General features: G+C 62.6%; 14 protein-coding genes. 10 read left to right on the top strand and 4 right to left on the bottom strand.

What is annotated here, in order from left to right:
- From AC16XC_RS10665 to AC16XC_RS10675, 3 genes are all read left to right on the top strand, one after another.
- Positions 1 to 200 (top strand): hypothetical protein (locus tag AC16XC_RS10665; protein WP_484034638.1); only part of this gene is annotated, 200 nt, incomplete at its 5' end.
- 22 nt (positions 201 to 222) lie between these two features.
- Positions 223 to 942: an alpha/beta fold hydrolase gene (locus AC16XC_RS10670; RefSeq protein ID WP_484034639.1), complete on the top strand. Its 720-nt coding sequence runs from the start codon at positions 223 to 225 to the stop codon at positions 940 to 942.
- 15 nt (positions 943 to 957) lie between these two features.
- Entirely contained in the window at positions 958 to 2376 is a 1419-nt protein-coding gene (locus AC16XC_RS10675) for a spinster family MFS transporter (RefSeq protein ID WP_484034640.1), read from the top strand.
- On the opposite strand, the gene AC16XC_RS10680 is transcribed toward AC16XC_RS10675, so the two are convergent.
- Positions 2360 to 3589, bottom strand: a complete 1230-nt coding sequence (locus tag AC16XC_RS10680) for a FadR/GntR family transcriptional regulator (RefSeq protein WP_484034641.1) — start codon at positions 3587 to 3589, stop codon at positions 2360 to 2362. The two genes, AC16XC_RS10675 and AC16XC_RS10680, sit on opposite strands and share 17 nt — an antisense overlap.
- Positions 3586 to 4473 (bottom strand): TauD/TfdA dioxygenase family protein, encoded by an 888-nt coding sequence (locus AC16XC_RS10685; RefSeq protein WP_484034642.1) that lies wholly within the window; start codon positions 4471 to 4473, stop codon positions 3586 to 3588. Before AC16XC_RS10685 ends, AC16XC_RS10680 begins: the two co-directional genes overlap by 4 nt.
- A gap of 127 nt (positions 4474 to 4600) precedes the next feature.
- On the opposite strand from AC16XC_RS10685, the gene AC16XC_RS10690 reads away from it, so the two are divergent.
- Both AC16XC_RS10690 and AC16XC_RS10695 read left to right on the top strand, forming a co-directional pair.
- Positions 4601 to 5980 carry an MFS transporter gene (locus AC16XC_RS10690; RefSeq protein WP_484034643.1) on the top strand — a complete coding sequence of 460 codons (1380 nt, stop codon included), beginning with the start codon at positions 4601 to 4603 and terminating at the stop codon, positions 5978 to 5980.
- Positions 5981 to 6104: 124 nt separating this feature from the next.
- Entirely contained in the window at positions 6105 to 7757 is a 1653-nt protein-coding gene (locus tag AC16XC_RS10695; RefSeq protein ID WP_484034644.1) for a tannase/feruloyl esterase family alpha/beta hydrolase, read from the top strand.
- Between the two features lie 94 nt (positions 7758 to 7851).
- On the opposite strand, the gene AC16XC_RS10700 is transcribed toward AC16XC_RS10695, so the two are convergent.
- Entirely contained in the window at positions 7852 to 8988 is a 1137-nt protein-coding gene (locus tag AC16XC_RS10700) for an SGNH/GDSL hydrolase family protein (RefSeq protein ID WP_484034645.1), read from the bottom strand.
- Positions 8989 to 9257: 269 nt separating this feature from the next.
- Here AC16XC_RS10700 and AC16XC_RS10705 point away from each other — a divergent pair, with 269 nt between their 5' ends.
- Positions 9258 to 10175: a GDSL-type esterase/lipase family protein gene (locus tag AC16XC_RS10705; protein WP_484034646.1), complete on the top strand. Its 918-nt coding sequence runs from the start codon at positions 9258 to 9260 to the stop codon at positions 10173 to 10175.
- 18 nt (positions 10176 to 10193) lie between these two features.
- On the opposite strand, the gene AC16XC_RS10710 is transcribed toward AC16XC_RS10705, so the two are convergent.
- On the bottom strand, positions 10194 to 11228 hold the full coding sequence (locus AC16XC_RS10710) for a LacI family DNA-binding transcriptional regulator (RefSeq protein WP_484034647.1): 1035 nt from the start codon (positions 11226 to 11228) through the stop codon (positions 10194 to 10196).
- A gap of 175 nt (positions 11229 to 11403) precedes the next feature.
- On the opposite strand from AC16XC_RS10710, the gene AC16XC_RS10715 reads away from it, so the two are divergent.
- From AC16XC_RS10715 to AC16XC_RS10730, 4 genes are all read left to right on the top strand, one after another.
- A complete protein-coding gene (locus AC16XC_RS10715; protein ID WP_484034648.1) occupies positions 11404 to 12753 on the top strand; it encodes a neutral/alkaline non-lysosomal ceramidase N-terminal domain-containing protein in 1350 nt (449 codons plus the stop codon).
- The gene (locus AC16XC_RS10720; RefSeq protein ID WP_484034649.1) at positions 12750 to 13856 is read left to right on the top strand and encodes an alpha/beta hydrolase fold domain-containing protein; all 1107 of its coding nucleotides are present in this window, start codon (positions 12750 to 12752) and stop codon (positions 13854 to 13856) included. The genes AC16XC_RS10715 and AC16XC_RS10720 overlap by 4 nt, the downstream gene beginning before the upstream one ends.
- A gap of 30 nt (positions 13857 to 13886) precedes the next feature.
- Positions 13887 to 15122 carry an MFS transporter gene (locus AC16XC_RS10725; protein ID WP_484034650.1) on the top strand — a complete coding sequence of 412 codons (1236 nt, stop codon included), beginning with the start codon at positions 13887 to 13889 and terminating at the stop codon, positions 15120 to 15122.
- Positions 15123 to 15324: 202 nt separating this feature from the next.
- Positions 15325 to 16482, top strand: a complete 1158-nt coding sequence (locus tag AC16XC_RS10730; RefSeq protein WP_484034651.1) for a glycoside hydrolase family 68 protein — start codon at positions 15325 to 15327, stop codon at positions 16480 to 16482.
- Positions 16483 to 16600 lie beyond the last annotated feature (118 nt).

Below are 16600 nucleotides of genomic sequence, written 5' to 3' on the forward strand. Positions count from 1 at the left end.
ACGAGATCGTCGAGCGGATCATCGCAGAATGCGACGATGCCGGAGCCAACAATGTCCTGCTCGTCTGCAATCGCGGCGACATGTCGCAGGAAATGTATCTCAATCAGATCCGGCGGATCGGGCAGGAAGTCCTGCCGCGTTTGCAGGCGCACAATGTCACGGTCGTGCCCCATGCCGAAGCTGCGCTGAGCGAAGCCTGAGACTCGGAGAAGGGACTGAAGCATGGCGGACAAGCGCGCAAATATCGTAATCGTCCACGGGGCCTGGGTCGGGGGCTGGCGCTGGCGCAAGGTGGCCGACCTGCTGCGCGATCGCGGGCATTATGTCTTTACTCCCACGCTGACCGGCCTTGGCGAGCGGGCCCACCTCACGAGCCCCAAAGTCAATCTCGCAATGCATGCGCAGGATATTGCCAATGTCATCCGCTACGAGGAACTCGATGACGTCCTGTTGGTCGCGCACTCCTATGGCGGAATGCCGGTCTCGCAGGCGCTGGAACTGATTCCGGAAGGCGTCGTGCAGTCGCTGATGTATCTCGATGCCTTCTATCCCGAGGACGGCGAGTGCCTCAACGAACTGACGCACATGCCGGCGCACCTGCCCGAGAAGGAGGGCGACTACCTCGTCCCGCCACCGCGCGCCAAGCTGGTCGGGTTCAATGCGCATATGCAGGCCGATGCGCGGCAGTCCTACGAGGACCGGCGGACCCCGCAGTCGGTCTATTGCTTCAGCGACAGGGCGAAGCTGACCGGCAAGCGTGAGCTGGTGCCGAAGAAGACCTTCGTCGTTGCCACCGGGTATCAGAACGACACCTTTGCGCCGATGGCGGAGAAGTTGCGGCAGAAGCCCGGCTGGCGAGTGGAGGAAATGCCCTTCACGCATGACTTGCAGCATGTCGCCGTGGTCGAGACCGCCGATGTGATCGAGAGCGCGATCCCCTAGGGCGCGGGCAGGGAGATGGAACAGGCAGAAGCGCCCCCGACTCAGGCGAGTCACCCGTTGCTGCGGCCCGGCTATCGGCGCTGGCTGGTCTTTGTCCTGTTGCTGGTCGCGATCCTGAACTTTGCGGACCGGGCGATTCTCAATGTCCTTGCCCAGCCGATCAAGGAAGACTTGCAACTGACTGACACGGATCTCGGACTCCTGCAGGGTCTGGGTTTCGCGATCTTCTATTCTGTCCTGGGCGTGCCGCTCGGAATGATGGCGGAACGCGTCAATCGCACCAGGATGCTGGCCATCTGCGTCGCGACCTGGTCGATGATGACGGCAGCCTGCGGGCTGGCTGCAAACTTTGCGACGTTGCTGCTCGGACGGATCGGAGTAGGGGTGGGCGAAGCGGGAGCGCAGCCGGTTACCAGTTCGTTGGTGTCCGATCAGGTTGAGCGCGATCGGCGAGGTTCTGTCCTGGCGATTACCCTCCTGGGCGCTCCGCTTGGTTTCCTGATGGGCCAATCGGTGGGGGGAATTGTCGCGGGCGAGTTCGGCTGGCGGGTGGCATTCTATGCGATGGGCGTACCGGGCGTGTTGGTCGCGCTGCTGGTGTTGTTCACTGTCCGCGAGCCGCCCCGCGGTCTTGCCGATGGCATAGCCGGAACACCGGAAGCCAAGGATGCTCCAGGGCTCAGGGACGTTGTCAGTTACCTGTGGGCCAAACCGACCTTTCGCCAGTTGCTGCTCGGTTTCATCGTCGCGGGATTCGCGATGAATGCCATCGCCAATTTTGTCCTGCCGCTTTATCTGCGCGGATTCGAGGTCCCGTTGGCCACATTGGGCGTGCTGTTCGGTATCGTCAGCTTCTTTTCCAACGGCATCGGGATGTTGCTGGGCGGATTCTGGTTCGATCGCCTGGCCCGGCGGGACCAACGCTGGGCCATGCGCGCGCCGGCGATCGCCCTCGTCGCCTGCACTCCAGCCTATTTTGGCGCATTCATCAGCAAGGATATTGCTGTTTCGCTGACCTGCCTGTTCTTCGGCAACCTCCTTCTGGCCACGCATATGGCGCAAACAGCCGCGACCATGCAGAACCTTGCCAAGCCGCGCATGCGCGCCACGACGTCGGCGGTCATTGCCCTTGTGGTCGGAATTCTCAGCGCCGGTCTCGGGCCAACTGTCGCCGGCTATCTCAGCGACGTTCTTGGTCAGCGCGCATTCGGCGCGGCGGGCTTCTTCGCCAGTTGCCCAGGTGGTCGCGGCATCGACGGTATCGGAACGGAGCTCGATATCGCCTGCCTCTCCGCCTCCACGCAAGGACTACGATTTGCTTTGATCTCGCTGCTGGTGTTTTTCGTCTGGGCCGCGATCCATTATCTTGTTGCAGCAAAGACCCTGCAGCGCGATCTCTATTCGCCCCGGGAAACAGCTAGATCGGACGGCTGAGGCTCATCTCAAGCAAGACCTTCGACGATTGGGCCTTCGCTTTGGCCAGATCCTGCGCGGTCTCGAACGGTGCGCGCTTGAGCAAATTCTCGACCAGCGAAAAATAGGCTGTCTGGAGCTTGCGCGGCAGTCGCTCGGGCAGGGCAGGGTGGAACCGCGCCTCATGGGCGGCAAGGCAGCGCGAGTAGAAGTCGATCATGGGACTGTCGGCAAGCTGCGACACGAAATGCACCAGGCCGAGTAATTCGACGCGGTCAATCGGGTCGCTGGCGGCAACCTTGGCAAGTCGCTTCCTCAGGTCCTCGAGTTGGGCCGGGCTGGCCCGCTCGACTGCCAGCGCTGGAATAAAACGATTGAGGCGAAACAACATGGTTCCGGCATTGCGGACATCGAGCCGACTGCCGATGAAATATGCGAGCAGCAGACGCATGGCGCCGATGCGCCGGCGGTTATGAATCACGAGCCCGTTGCCGCGCCCGCGGCGGCATTCGACGAAGCCGCCGTCCTGCAACAGGCGAATGGCCTGGCGCAATGTCAGGCGGCTCACGCCGAAGCGCTCGCACAAGTCCCACTCGGAACCGATCCTTTGCCCCGGTCTGCCGCCCTCGACAATTTCAGCGGCAATCCGGCTTGCGAGCGATCCTGACAATGTTCGCTCATCCGCGACTGTCAGGCCGACGCGTTCTTCGCTTGGCCCGCTCTCTGAATGATCGAGACACCGAAGCAGCGGTTCAAAAGCAGATTCATCGCTGAAACCTGCGATCGCCTCGCGTGCATCGGTAAGGCTGCGTTGGTCGGATGCAGCAGACTCGAAATAATCCGCAAGTTCCTTGCCGACGGCAATGGCAGTCGGGCTTGAAACGATAAACCCGCCGCTGGGTCCGGGGCGAAGCCGCCCAAGCCCCCGCCGCTCAAGCAGTCCGACGGCCTCGCGAGTTGCTGCGCGACCGGCGCAATAACGGCGCGAGAGGTCGCGCAGCGAGCCAAGTCCGTCGCCCGCTGGCAAATCGTGCGAAGCAATGTCGTCCTCGATCTGTCGCGCCAAACGCTCGGCAAGGCGCGCGTCGCCGGGCTCTTCGCGCGTCGAAGCCTGATAGATGCGTTGCGCAGCGTCCATGCAATCCTCTCGGATCGCATAAGAATGCACCGGCACAAGTAAAGCAATCCCATTCCCGCACTTCGGCGCAGCCCAGGGCGATTGCGATTGGCTCAACCGGCGTCGGCCTTCATCGCTTCGATGGTCGAGACTTCGGGCCCGTATTCGTTGATCGTGGTCCTGCGCATATCGCGCTTGTATTTGTAGCGTTCGAACGAGGTCGCGCTGTGCATGGTGCAGCGATTGTCCCAGATGACCATGTCGCCCACGATCCACTTGTGCGAGTAGACAAACTTGCGCTGGGTCGCGAAGGCATAAAGCTTGTCCAGCAGTTCGAGCGCCTTGGATTCCTCCCAACCTTCAATACCAACAGCATGCCAGCCCATGTAGAGCGCCTTGCGCCCGTTGGCGGAGGTTCGCACCAATGGATGCGCCATGCGCGGGAAGTTCTTGCGCATGTTTTCGTCGCCGAACTCGACTCCGTTGCGCTGGAGCGCGCGGAACAGGTCGTGATCCGCCCTGAGACCCTCGACTCTGTCCTTCAATCCCTGCGGCAATTCGTCCCAGACCGCGCGGGTATCGACATATTCGGTGTTCGCCCCTTCGGGCGGTACGACGTAAGCCATCAGGAACGACCATTTGGTAGGCAGCGAGTTGAATGGGCTGTCGGTGTGGAACAGCTCGAAGTCGGTCGGTTGCGCGCCATCGACCGGCGGTGGCTTGATTTCGCCTTCGGGTGTGAGATTTCCGATGTCGTAAAGTTCAGGAGCAATCCGCTTTCCGCCGGGAGGAGCCAGCTCGATCGGCCCGAAAGATCTGGCGAAACGCAGGTGGTTTTCATCGCCTAGCGCTGCATTGCGGATCACGCAGACGGCATATTTTGCCATGGCGTCCTCGACCAGGCCGACTTCCTCGGTCGACAGTGGACGCGACGTATCCAGCCCTGTGATCTCGCCCACGAAGAGCGGATGAAGCTGCCTGATCTCGATTCTTGCGCTCATTCCATCTCACCCCGACTACGCGGAATCCATCGCTCCAATTCAGAGCACTTATTTCATCTTGCTCCGCATCCTATGGGGCAACAAGGCACGAAAACAGTGCAGCCAATTGGCGTTGGGGAGAGTTGGTTTGAACGACAACACTAACGCGCCGGCTGGTATCGAAATCTATCGCTCGCACGAAAGTTCATGGCCGACAATCCGGCAAGCCTATCTTGCCGCCTGGGTGCTTGCGATCGTCCAGATGTGCGCACAGCTCAACAACGGCGTGATGACGCTGATGGTTGAGCCTGTGAAACGCGACCTTGAGCTTACCGATATCCAGATGAGCTACCTGCTCGGCTTTTCGGTTGTGCTGTTTTACGCCGTAATCGGAATTCCTGCTGCGCGACTGGTGGATCGTTACAATCGCAAATGGCTGATGATGGCTTCGATCGCGATCTGGAGCGCGGCGACCGCCGCCTGCGGACTCGCGCAAGGCTTCTGGCAATTCTTCTGGGCGCGCTTCGGGATCGGAACCGGAGAAGCCATCAACGGACCGCTCTCCTATTCCTTGCTGGCCGACTATTTCGAGCCCGGGAAGTTGCCGCGAGGGATCGCGATCTACAATGTCGGCCTGCAAGGAGGCGCAGCACTTTCGATGCTGCTGGGAGCATTGCTGATCAGCATCACGGGGGGGCTGCCCGCGGTCGATCTTTTTCTGATCGGCCCGGTGCGCGACTGGCAGATGGTGTTCGTCTTCACCGGCCTCACCGGCCTGCCGGTAATGGTGTTGATGGGATTGTTGCGCGAACCCGATCGACACGGCGTGAGGGTCGCCGTGACGGGGCGCAAGGGAGCGAGCTTGCGCGATGTCGTGGCCTACCTGATGCGCCACTGGAAGCTTTACGGGCCGATGTTTCTGGGGCTCGCATGCACATCGATCCACATGATGGGGCTGGGTGCTTGGAGCGCGGCGTTCTTTACCCGAACCTACGGTTGGGCACCGGCGCAGATCGGGCTCTATTCGGGCCTCATCAGCCTCGGCCTGGCGGCACCGGCGCTATACGGGGCGGTATGGTTCAACGAGTGGTTCGCCCGCACCGGCCGCGCCGACACCAACCTGCGCGTGATGGCGATCTTTATCACCGCCGCGATCCCGTTCACAATTGCCATGCCGCTCATGCCCTCGCCGTGGCTGGCCTTGTTGATGGGCGGACTGGGGCCGGCGATGATGCTGATTGCCGCACCATCGCTCAACACCGCACTGCAGATCATCACGCCCAACCGGATGCGTGGTCAGGTCACGGCGATCTATCTGTTCGTGATGATGGCTGCAGGAGGCATCATCGGTCCCACGCTGGTGGCGTTCCTCACCCAGATGGTGTTCGGCGACGAGGCAATGCTGCGCTATGCAATCGCGACCAGCGCGGCGATCTTCTTCCCGGCTTCGGCGGCGCTCTACTGGCTTGGGCTCAGGACCTATCGCGAGCGCATCCTCCAGCTGCGGGAGGAAGGTGCGCCGGTCTGACGTTAGATCCCCGACCGGCGCACCTGCCTGGGACTTGCCGCCGAACGATGCTGCTCGAACCGGGAATGCGTGAGGAAATGGGCCATGTGATTTGAGCCCGGCGTGGCACTGAATGGAGAGAGGAATGTCGAAACACTACGCGAAAGCCGGATTCATCAGCCTCGGTTTGGCACTGACAGTTACCGGGATCGCGCTCTTGCTTCCTTCGGGCCCTTCGGTCGCCCAGGACTCGGCCCTCGACGCTGCGATGCGCTGCGAGGCCATTTCCCGGCTTTCGCGATCGAACCTTGTGATCGAGCGGGCGGAGCTGATCGCTGCCGGGCCGATGGCACAGCCTGCCGGCGGACCGCCCGGACTGGGAGCGCCGCCCGTGCTCCCGGAGCATTGCATTGTTCGCGGAGTGATCAACAAGCGAATCGGATATGGCGGGCGCGAGTTCGGTATCGGCTTCGAATTGCGGCTGCCGACCGATTGGAACGGCCGGTTCCTGTTCCAGGGCGGCGGCGGGCTCGATGGACAAATCGGGGCTGCGATCGGCAATATTGCCAATTCCGAGGGTCCTCCGGCATTGCTGCGCGGCTATGCAGTGGTTTCGACCGATAGTGGTCATTCCGGTTCGATCGTGGATGCCAGTTTCGGGCTCGATCAGCAGGCCCGCACCGACTATGCCTATAACGCGCTCGACAAGGTTACCTTCGAGGCCAAGAGCATCATCGTCCAGTTCTACGGGGCCAATCCGGAATATTCCTATTTCCTGGGCTGCTCGAATGGCGGACGTCAGGCGCTGGTCGCATCGCAGCACCTGCCGCTCGAATTCGACGGAATTGTCGCAGGGGATCCGGCCATGCGCTTTTCGCGGCTCGCGCTCGGCGAAGTGTGGAACATGCGGGTGATTGCCCGGATCGCTCCGCGCGACGAAGACGGTCGCCCGATCTACGCAAAGGCCTTTTCCGACGGGGACCTGCAACTGGTCCGCAGTGCCGTACTCGACCGCTGCGATGCGCTGGACGGACTTGCCGACGGCTTGATCAACGACTGGCAGGCCTGCAGCTTCCACCCCCGCGAATTGATCTGCACAGGGGAGAAGACCGACAGTTGCCTGACTCCCGGCCAGGTCGGCGTACTGGACGACCTGATCCAGGGGCCCATAAGCAGCAGCGGCGAACACATCTACGGCCCGTTCACTTACGATACCGGTATAGCGTCTTCCGCCTGGCGCGGGATGAAGTTGGGAACGTCAGAGAGCGGGGAACCCAATTCGGCTGATTCGTCGCTCGGCCTCGGTCAGTTCCGCTATCTGCAGCTCACACCTGCGGATCCCGATTGGGACCCGCTGTCGCCCTATACGGTCGACGAGATGCTCGGGCGGATTCGCTACCAAGGCGGGATAGGCGATGGCGACAACCCGCTGCTGTCGACCTTTGCCCTCGGTGGCAAGATGATCGTCTATAATGGGATGTCGGACCAGGGCATGGCGACCGGCGCGATCATCGACTGGTACAACAAGATGGTTGCCGCAACCGGTGAGCCGGGCCGCGAGGCGGTGCGCTTCTTCCCGGTTCCGGGGATGCTCCATTGCGGAGGGGGCGAAGCGACTGACCGGTTCGACATGCTCGATGCGATCACCAACTGGGTCGAACGCGGCCAGGCGCCCGATCGAATTCTGGCAACCAGCCGAACGATGGAAGGAATATCGCGTCCGCTTTGCCCGTATCCCAAGGTTGCCCGCTACCAGGGCGGCGATCCGGCCAGTGCGGCGAGCTTCGCCTGCGAATAGCGCGTCACCTCCGGGCAAGCTCAATAAGTGTTGCGTCTCGGGCGGGGTGGATCACGGGTGGATCCGCACAGCTGAAGGCAATTGCAGCGAAAGTTCACTGCCGGAAGATCTCCAGGTCAACAGCCTCTGCCATGGCGCGGTTGCCATCGTCATTGGGGTGGACATGGTCGCCCGGATCGAAGACTGGGTTGATCCGCAGCGGATCGTCCGGATCGCGCGTAGCCGCATCGAAATCGATCACGGCGTCGAACCGGCCGCTGGTGCGGATCCAGTGATTGACCTCCGCCCGCAAGGCCTCGCCGTCCGCGCTGTAGAAAGGCAGGCCCCTGGTGGGCATGATCGTTCCCCCGGCGACCTTGAGCCCGTGCAGGTGGGCGCGGGTCACCAACTGGTCGAGCCCCGCAATCAGGTCGCTGGCAGTTGCGGCTTGCGATGCGGGCATGCCCGGCATGATCGACATGTTGATGTCGTTGATTCCCTCCAGCACGATTACCCAGCGTGCGCCAGGGCGGCTGACGACGTCTTCAGTGAAGCGCGCCAACGCGGATTCGCCGGCGCCGGGGCGCAGGATGCGATTGCCGGAAATGCCGGTGTTGATCACTGACCAATGTTCGAGGCCGGGTGTTGCCTGCAGCCGCTCGGCGAGCAGGTCGGGCCAGCTGCTATTCGTTCCCGGCGTGGTCGAATAACCTTCGGTTATGGAGTCGCCGAAGGCGATAATCGCCCCACCTTGATGGCAGGCCTGTGGCACGCTGACGCCGCGCAGCCAGAAATAGGATGCCGTGACCTGCGCATCGTCCAGCGCTTGGTTGCCGGTCTGGTTGCCTGGCGCGATCAAGGTCGGCATGAGCCCGATCTCGTCCACCGTTTCTGCCGGAGTTGCGCCTGGCAGGTAGATCGACACGGCGAGATGACCAAGCGGGCCGATCGGCAGTTCGACGGCGTCGCTGACCAACCGGGTGCCCGGCGGCAAGACGATTTCGCTTGCGCCGCCAAAGGTCACGCTTCGATCACTGCCAGCGAGGATATTGCCATGCGCATCCGTGAGCGCCGCATGGACCGCGCCGAAGCGCACCGGTTCGGCGCCGCTCCGGCTCGCAAATTCCAGCCGCAGCCGTTCTCCACCAACGCTGGTGCGCAACTGCATGCGGACGGTCTCGTTCTCCAGCTCCTGCGGATAGGGCATGCGCGGATTGGGTGGCCGGGGTGCATCGGGTGGCGGAGCCGGCACCTGCCGGGGAGGCGGCCCATCGCCGAATGGGGAAGGCGGTGGTGCATGCAACGGCAAGGCTGTGCCCCAGCTCTCCAACCAACATGTCTGCTCGCTCGCCTGGAGCGGCGCAGATGTCAGGGCCATCGCCAGCGCGGCAAGCAGGGCAGTCAGTCGCATACTTGTCTCCCGGAGGCCTACCTAACTTGACGAATGGGATTGCGCAAACGATTGCTCGGGCAGTCGAAGCCGCTATGCTGGTGAGATTGGGATAGAGGTGAGGATCGCCGATGCATTGGAGTACATTCACGCTGGGGGCTGCATTGCTCGCCTGTGCCGGGCCAGCCCTGGCACAATCCGAGGCGGATTCCGCTGTCGCCATGGGGCGAGAATTTGCCGCCGTGAACGGCACGACCATCCAATGCCCGCTCCCGGTGCCGAGGACTGCCGAAGCGCTTGCGTCGCAGTTCGAAGCCCGCCCGCGCGACCTCGATCTCCTGTCCCGGCAGGCGGCTGCATTTTTCAATGGCGACAGCGAGATCGCCGAGGCCTTCCGTGCGCGCCAGGCGCAGCAGTTCGCAACAGACTGGCCGCTGCGCTGCCGTTACCGCGACGCAAATGCCGAGCTGATTGAGAGCGGACAGCGGCCCCGGATCGTGTTCATGGGTGACTCCATTACCGAAGGTTGGGTTGAAGCCGATCCGGAATACTTCTCGGCAAACGGCTATGTCGGCCGGGGGATAAGCGGCCAGAGCAGTCCGCAGATGCTGGCCCGCTTCTGGCAGGACGTAGTCGCATTGCAGCCCGATGCCGTTCACATCATGACGGGTACCAACGATATCGGCGGAGCGACCGGGCCAATCACGGCGGACGAATATATCGGGACGGTCGCATCCATGATCGATATCGCGCAGGCAAACGGCATCGCGGTTATCCTCGCTGCCATGCCGCCAATGTCCCGACTGCTGCCGCGGCCGGAATTCGATACCCGCCCGGTCGTGCCGCAGCTGAATGCCCTGCTCGCCGAACTGGCGCGGAAAAAGGGGGCGATCTTCGTCGACTATTTCACGCCGCTGCGCGCGCCGGACAATTCCTTCGACCCCGCCTTCGCCAATGATGGCGTGCACCCGACCCGCGCCGGCTATTCGGTAATGGAGAGGGTGGCGGACGAAGCGATCCGGCAACTGCCAGGGCGCGGCGAAGACTGATCTCCCGCCGCCTTGAGGTCAGTCGGAAATCGTGCTGCCCCGTGCGGCCAGCTGCGGCTGCAACATTACGGATTCCACACTTTCGCCGGCGATCTTGCGAAACAGCAGGTCTACCAGGGCATCCGCTCCGGCCTCGAGGTCCTGTCTCACGGAACTGAGCGAAGGCACGGTTCGCCGGGCAAGCTCAAGATCATCGAAGCCGATGATCTTGACGTCTTCGGGAACCCGCCGTCGGCGGTCCTGCAGGGCCTGCAGCGCCGTCATCGCGATTGTGTCGGAAGTCGCGAAGATTCCGTCCAGCTTGTCCGCCAGGTCGAGGAAGCCGGAAATGTCTTCCACGGCCTGTTCGGCAGCGAAATGGACCGGCAGCGTCGCACCCGCGGCATCCTCACCCATTTCGCGTAACGCATCTCGAAAGCCCTTCAATCGCTGCTCCACTTCCGGCACGGACGGATCCCCGAAAAAGGCGAGCTTGCGGCAGCCAAGCGAGAGCAAATGCTCTGTGGCCATGCGGCCGCCCAGCCGGTTGTCGCTGCCCACCGAAGTATAGATCTGTTCGCTGAGCGCCGCGCCCCAAACGACCAGTGGATCGTAATAGCGGGCAACGCTGTTGATTACGTCGGACTGGTTGGACTGGCCGATGATGATCATTCCGTCCACCCGGCCCGTGTCGACCTGGCGGGATAGCCATTCCGGATCGTGCGGCACCACCTTGCTCAGCAGCAGGTCATAGCCGCGATCGGCGATGCGATCGGCGATGTAGCCCAGCAGCGTCATGAAGAACGGGTCGGAAATATGCTGCATTTTCTCGTGGCCGAGCGGGACGATTACGCCGATCGTTCCGGTCCGGCCGGTCCGCAGGCTCCGCGCCATGTTGCTGGGGCGAAAATCATACTCGCTGGCCAAAGCCCGGATCCGTTCGCGCGTGCCGGCCGAGATATTGCCCGTCCCCGCCAATGCGCGCGATACCGTGGCTGCCGACACGCCAGCAATCTTTGCCAGGTCCTGGATGTTCTGCGGCCTGGCCGCCTTGGGCGATTTGCTGCCTGCCAACTTGCTACACCCCTAATATTCCTATTGCCTGTCTGCGGGGTCACAATAGCGCAGTTGCCGCTCAGGGCAATGCGCTCTATAGCTTTCAGCAATCGATTGCAGAATCGAGTTTGTGGGAGAGGTTATGGTACCTGGACGGAGCCGCCCAATAGCCTGGAAGGCACAGTTCCGATTGATGGCTGTGTTTATTGCGCTGGCCGCCGCATTGACCGTTGCGTTCGCGGCTCCGGCCGCAGCCCACGACACTGCCGGCCCGCTTCGCGCGGGCGCGGCGCGAGTGGATATCACTCCGGCCGCAGCAGACCTGCCGCCCGGTTCGCAAGGGATCCTGGATCCACTCTACGGCCGCGCCATCGTCGTCGATAATGGCCAGCAGCGTGCCGCCCTGCTGACGGTCGATGCTGGTGGCTTGCCCACCGCCCTTTGGGAGGACCTGCGCCAGCGCGCCGAGCGCGAACTCGGGATTGCACGCGACAACTTCATGATTACCGCTACCCACACGCACAGCGCTCCATTCCGGCGCAGCGACAATTACGAAGAGAAGCTGTTCGATGCGGTTCGCCAGGCGGCCGCGCGGCTGCAGCCGGCGCGCATGGCATTCGGAACCGGCCAGTCGTGGATCAACGTCAACCGAAACATCATTGATCCTGAAAGCCGCCGCTGGTGGGAAGGACCCAATTATGAGGGCGCATCCGACAAGACCGTGGCCGTGTTGCGCCTGGAAACGCTGTCAGGCGAGCCGATCGCTGTCTATTACAATTACGCGGTCCACCCGGTCATAACCGGCAATCTCGACATGGTCAGCGGTGATATTCCGGGTGCGGCTTCCGCCTATCTCGAAGCCTCGCTGGGCGGCAATGCCGTGGCCCTTTGGTCCAGTGGGGCGTCCGGCGACCAGAACCCGATCTTCTTCAACCAGACCTACGAGCTGCGCGAGATCCGCATTCAGGATTACGCCCGTCGCGGCGAGGACATTTCCAACTCCATGCCGCCGGGCGGCCAGGGACTCGACCGCACCAATCCGCGGGTGCAGCTTCTGCTTGAACAGCAGAAGCATGTAAACTCGGCGCTTGGCCTGATGCTGGCGGAAGAGGTTCTGCATGTAATGCGGTCCAGCCTTCAACGGTCGGACGATGCCGCGGTGATCGCCGGGGCCAACCGGACCGCCACCTGCCCGGGGCGGCGGCGGCTGGACAGTGGTCGGGCCGGTTATGCAGGAACCTATGAGGATGCCGATCCGATCGACCTCAGGCTTAGCATGCTGCGGCTGGGCGACGTCTATATCGGCGGGGTGGATGCTGAAGTCTTCACACTCATCGCCCAGCGCTTCAAGGCGCGCTCGCCGCACGCCAATGCGATCATGGCAACGCTGACGAACGGCACCGCCGGCTCGGGCTATATCCCGAATGACGAGGCCTATGGCCAGTACACGTTCGAGGTCGTTTCGTCGCGCCTCAAGCCCGGTTGCGCCGAGAGCGCCATCATTGACGGGCTGGTCGACCTGATGGGGGAAGTGGAGGAATGAGGCCAGCAGGCCCGATCCGGCTGGCTGCCTTCGCGGCCGCCACGCTGCTGGCCGCGACCAGCGTGCCGCAAGCCGCCGATGCCCAGGCAGACGAGCGGATTTCCCCCGACGGTACAGTTCGGCTGGACGGGGTGAAGGTGCCGCTTTCAGAGCTGATGAGCGATGAAGCGCGCGGCTATCTGCGACACCTCGTTGTGGACAAGCCGTTTGGCATGGCAGTCCCCGATATTGCGGATGAGCGCCTGCGGCAGGACGGCATCATGTTCGACTTCTTGCGGCCAATGCGCGAGCGCTATGCCGTCGAAATTGCCGAACAGCGGATTGGTGGCGTGGTGGTAGACGTGGTGACACCAACCGGCGGGATTTCGGCCGAGAATGCGGATCGCCTGCTGGTCAATTTGCATGGCGGGGGTTTTACGACCGGCGGTCGTTCTGCCTCGCTGGTCGAATCCGTCCCGCTTGCCGCGCTCATGCGGATCAAGGTCGTCTCAATCGATTATCGCATGGCCCCCGAACATCAGTTTCCTGCCGCGAGCGAAGACGTGGCAGCGGTCTATCGCGAACTCCTCAAATCCTATGCGCCCGACCGGATCGGCCTGTATGGCTGCTCGGCGGGCGGTGTGCTGGCCGCCCAATCGGTTGCCTGGTTCCAGGCGCACGACCTTCCTGCCCCGGCAGCCCTGGGTGTGTTCTGCGCCTCGCTGAGTGGATATACTGGCGGCGATGCGACCGCGATTGCCGGCGCGCTGAACGGCTACCTGCCGCCGCTGGAGGCCCCGCCAGTGGGTGAGCAGCGGGCTGGCCCGCCGCCCGGGCCGAGTTATCTGGGCGCCGCCGATCGTGCCGATCCCTTGGTCTACCCGCTGGCCTCGGACAGCGTCATGGCCCGCTTTCCGCCCACTCTGTTCATCAGCGGCACGCGCTCCTTTGAATTTTCTGCAGCGCTCAACTCGCACAACGCCCTGACCCGCGTCGGCGTGGAATCCCGCTTGCATGGGTGGGACGGGATGTTCCACGGTTTCATCTACAATTCCGAGCTCCCTGAGGCACGAGAGGCTTATGATATCATGGTCGATTTCTTCCAGCAGCACCTGGCGGATTGAGCGATGAGCCCTTCCGCGACCTCAGGGCGAATGGAACGCCCTTTACTGCTGAAGGTGCTGGTTTTCGGCATGTTCGCAATGTTCGCGATGACCACCGATTCCGTCGGCACGGTAATCCCGGAAGTGATCCGCGAGTTCGAGCTCGGGCTGACCGCCGGTGGATCGTTCCAGTATGCCACCATGTCGGGCATTGCGATTTCGGCGATCGGTCTGGGCTTCATGGCAGACCGGTTCGGCCGCAAGGCCACTATCCTGCTGGGCCTCGCAATGTTCGGAATTGGTTCGGCGCTGTTCGCCGCCGGGCATGACTTCCTGTTCTTCACCGCGCTGCTGTTCATCTCCGGCCTGGGCATCGGGATATTCAAATCGGGCGCGCTCGCGCTAATCGGCGACTTGTCGCGTTCGACAATGGACCACGCCCGCACGATGAATCTGATCGAAGGCTTTTTCGGAGTTGGCGCGATAATCGGGCCGGCCATCGTCGCGTATCTGCTGCAAATCGGGGCCAGCTGGAAATGGGTTTACCTGGTCGCGGCGATCATGTGCGGCGTCCTGATCCTGGGTACTGGCCTGGCGCGGTTTCCCCGGCCCATCAAGGCCAATGACGAGCCAACGCGTGCCACCGACGCCATCCGCCTCGCGAGCGATCCGGCCTCGATCTTCTTCGGGTCTGCGATCATGCTGTACGTTGCCGCGGAAGCGGCCATCTATGTCTGGGCGCCAACCTACATTGCGGACTACAGCGGATCGTGGGTGGTCCTGGCCGGCTACCTTGTATCAATCTTTTTCGTGCTTAGGGCAGCGGGCCGCTTTCTTGGAGTGTGGCTGCTCGGCCGGTTCAGTTGGTCCATGGTTATTGCTACCTGCAGCGCGGCAATGACCCTGCTGTTCTGGATCGCGGTGATCGGCGGCCGCGAAGCCGCGATTTTCGCACTCCCGGCAACCGGCCTGTTCATGTCGGTGCTTTACCCTACGATCAACTCGACCGGGATCAGCTGCTTCGATAAGGGCCGACACGGTTCGATCGCCGGGCTGCTCCTGTTCTTCACCTGTGTCAGTGCCGTCGTCGCCCCCCTGGTGATGGGCGCACTGGGCGAATTGATGGGCGATAGCCGCTTTGCCATCCTCCTTGGTGCCGTGTTCTCGTCGCTACTGGTTCTGCTTTGCGTCTGGAATCTCGCCAGGCGTCCATTTCTCGATCGCCTCTCGCAACGCAATTCAGCAGATTACGTGAGCGGCGAAGCGGCGCTGCCGGCCGGAGCCTGAGCAAAATGACGGGCAGAGAAATTTTCCGGAATGAGGTTACACGTGCAGACCACGCTGTGCAATCGATTGCTGGTTCGGTGGCCGCTGGTGTGCGCGCGCGGACAGGTGGAACCGGGAGTACAATAACGGCTGGACAAACCGAGTGGCGACCTGATCCGTTTGCCTGGCTGCGACCTTGCCGGGCTGGCCAGGGAAGGTCCCGATGAGACAGTCGCCAAGCCTCCCGCTTCGGCAAGGCGAAGGCAGGACCCAGCCGGCGCGCTGGCAGGCACCGCAACGGGGCGGATTCGAGCCTGCGCCGGAGAATGTTGCACCCTTGATCGGCGCTGCCGATTTTGCCGCCGTCGCCCCGGATCTCGACATCTGGGATGCGTGGCCGGTCCAGCTGGCCGATGGCCATGCGGCGGACATCGGTGGTGGGGCGACACTGTGGATGGCGCTAGGCGCGCGGCGCTTCAGCGATCCGGACGAACGTCACGGTCATGCGCGCATCCATTTGCTGCTTCGGCGCGGTGGCCAGTGGACCCATCTTGGCCCGGCCATGCCAGATGGCTTTTCTCCAGGGAGCCGGGAATGGTCGGGGTCTGCGCTGCTCGATGCCTCGTCGAGAACCATCACGCTGTTCTTCACCGCTACCGGGCAGCGTGGCGAGCGCGAGCTGACCTTCACCCAGCGCATCTTTCGCGCGCGCGCGACCTTGATGCTCGATGGAAACATCGCGCTGAGTGACTGGCGCGACCTGGTGGAAGTCGTCCAACGCGATCCGGCATATTACATGGCCAGCGAGGGGGGCGAAGGCACGATCGGGACGATCAAGGCGTTTCGCGATCCCTCCTATTTCCTCGATCCTGCGGATGGCCGCAGCCATCTGCTCTTCGCCGCGTCGGCAGCAGGGTCGGCTTCGCCCTATAATGGAGTGGTCGGTCTTGCGACCGCCACTGACATCACGCTCGACAGGTGGCAGATTTTGCCGCCGATAATTTCGGCAGACGGCCTGAATAACGAGTTGGAGCGGCCGCATGTGGTTTGCCATGCTGGGCTGTATTACCTCTTCTGGTCGACCCAGCGGCACGTCTTCAATCCCGCCGGCGAGGCGGGACCTACTGGCCTGTATGGCATGGTCGCCAGCAGCCTGCAGGGAGACTGGAAGCCGCTCAACGGTACGGGCTTGGTAATTGCCAATCCGCCCGCCGCGCCCGCGCAGGCTTACAGCTGGCTGGTCATGCCCGATCTCAGGGTCATCAGTTTCGTGGATGACTGGGGCTGCCAGGTTGGCCGGCAAGCGCGCAGGTTTGGAGCAACTTTCGCGCCCGAACTAATGCTGGCCCTGGAGCTCGAAAAGGCCCGATTGAAAATCTGAGGCGCTTTGCCTGCGACCCTCCGCTACCCGCGTTGCACGGTCGTGCAATCGATTGTCTCTTTTTGGTTGACTTGCGTAAGGCATTACGGAATCTTGGCCAATGCAAAGGATTGCCTAA

This window comes from Candidatus Andeanibacterium sp. (assembly GCF_057143545.1).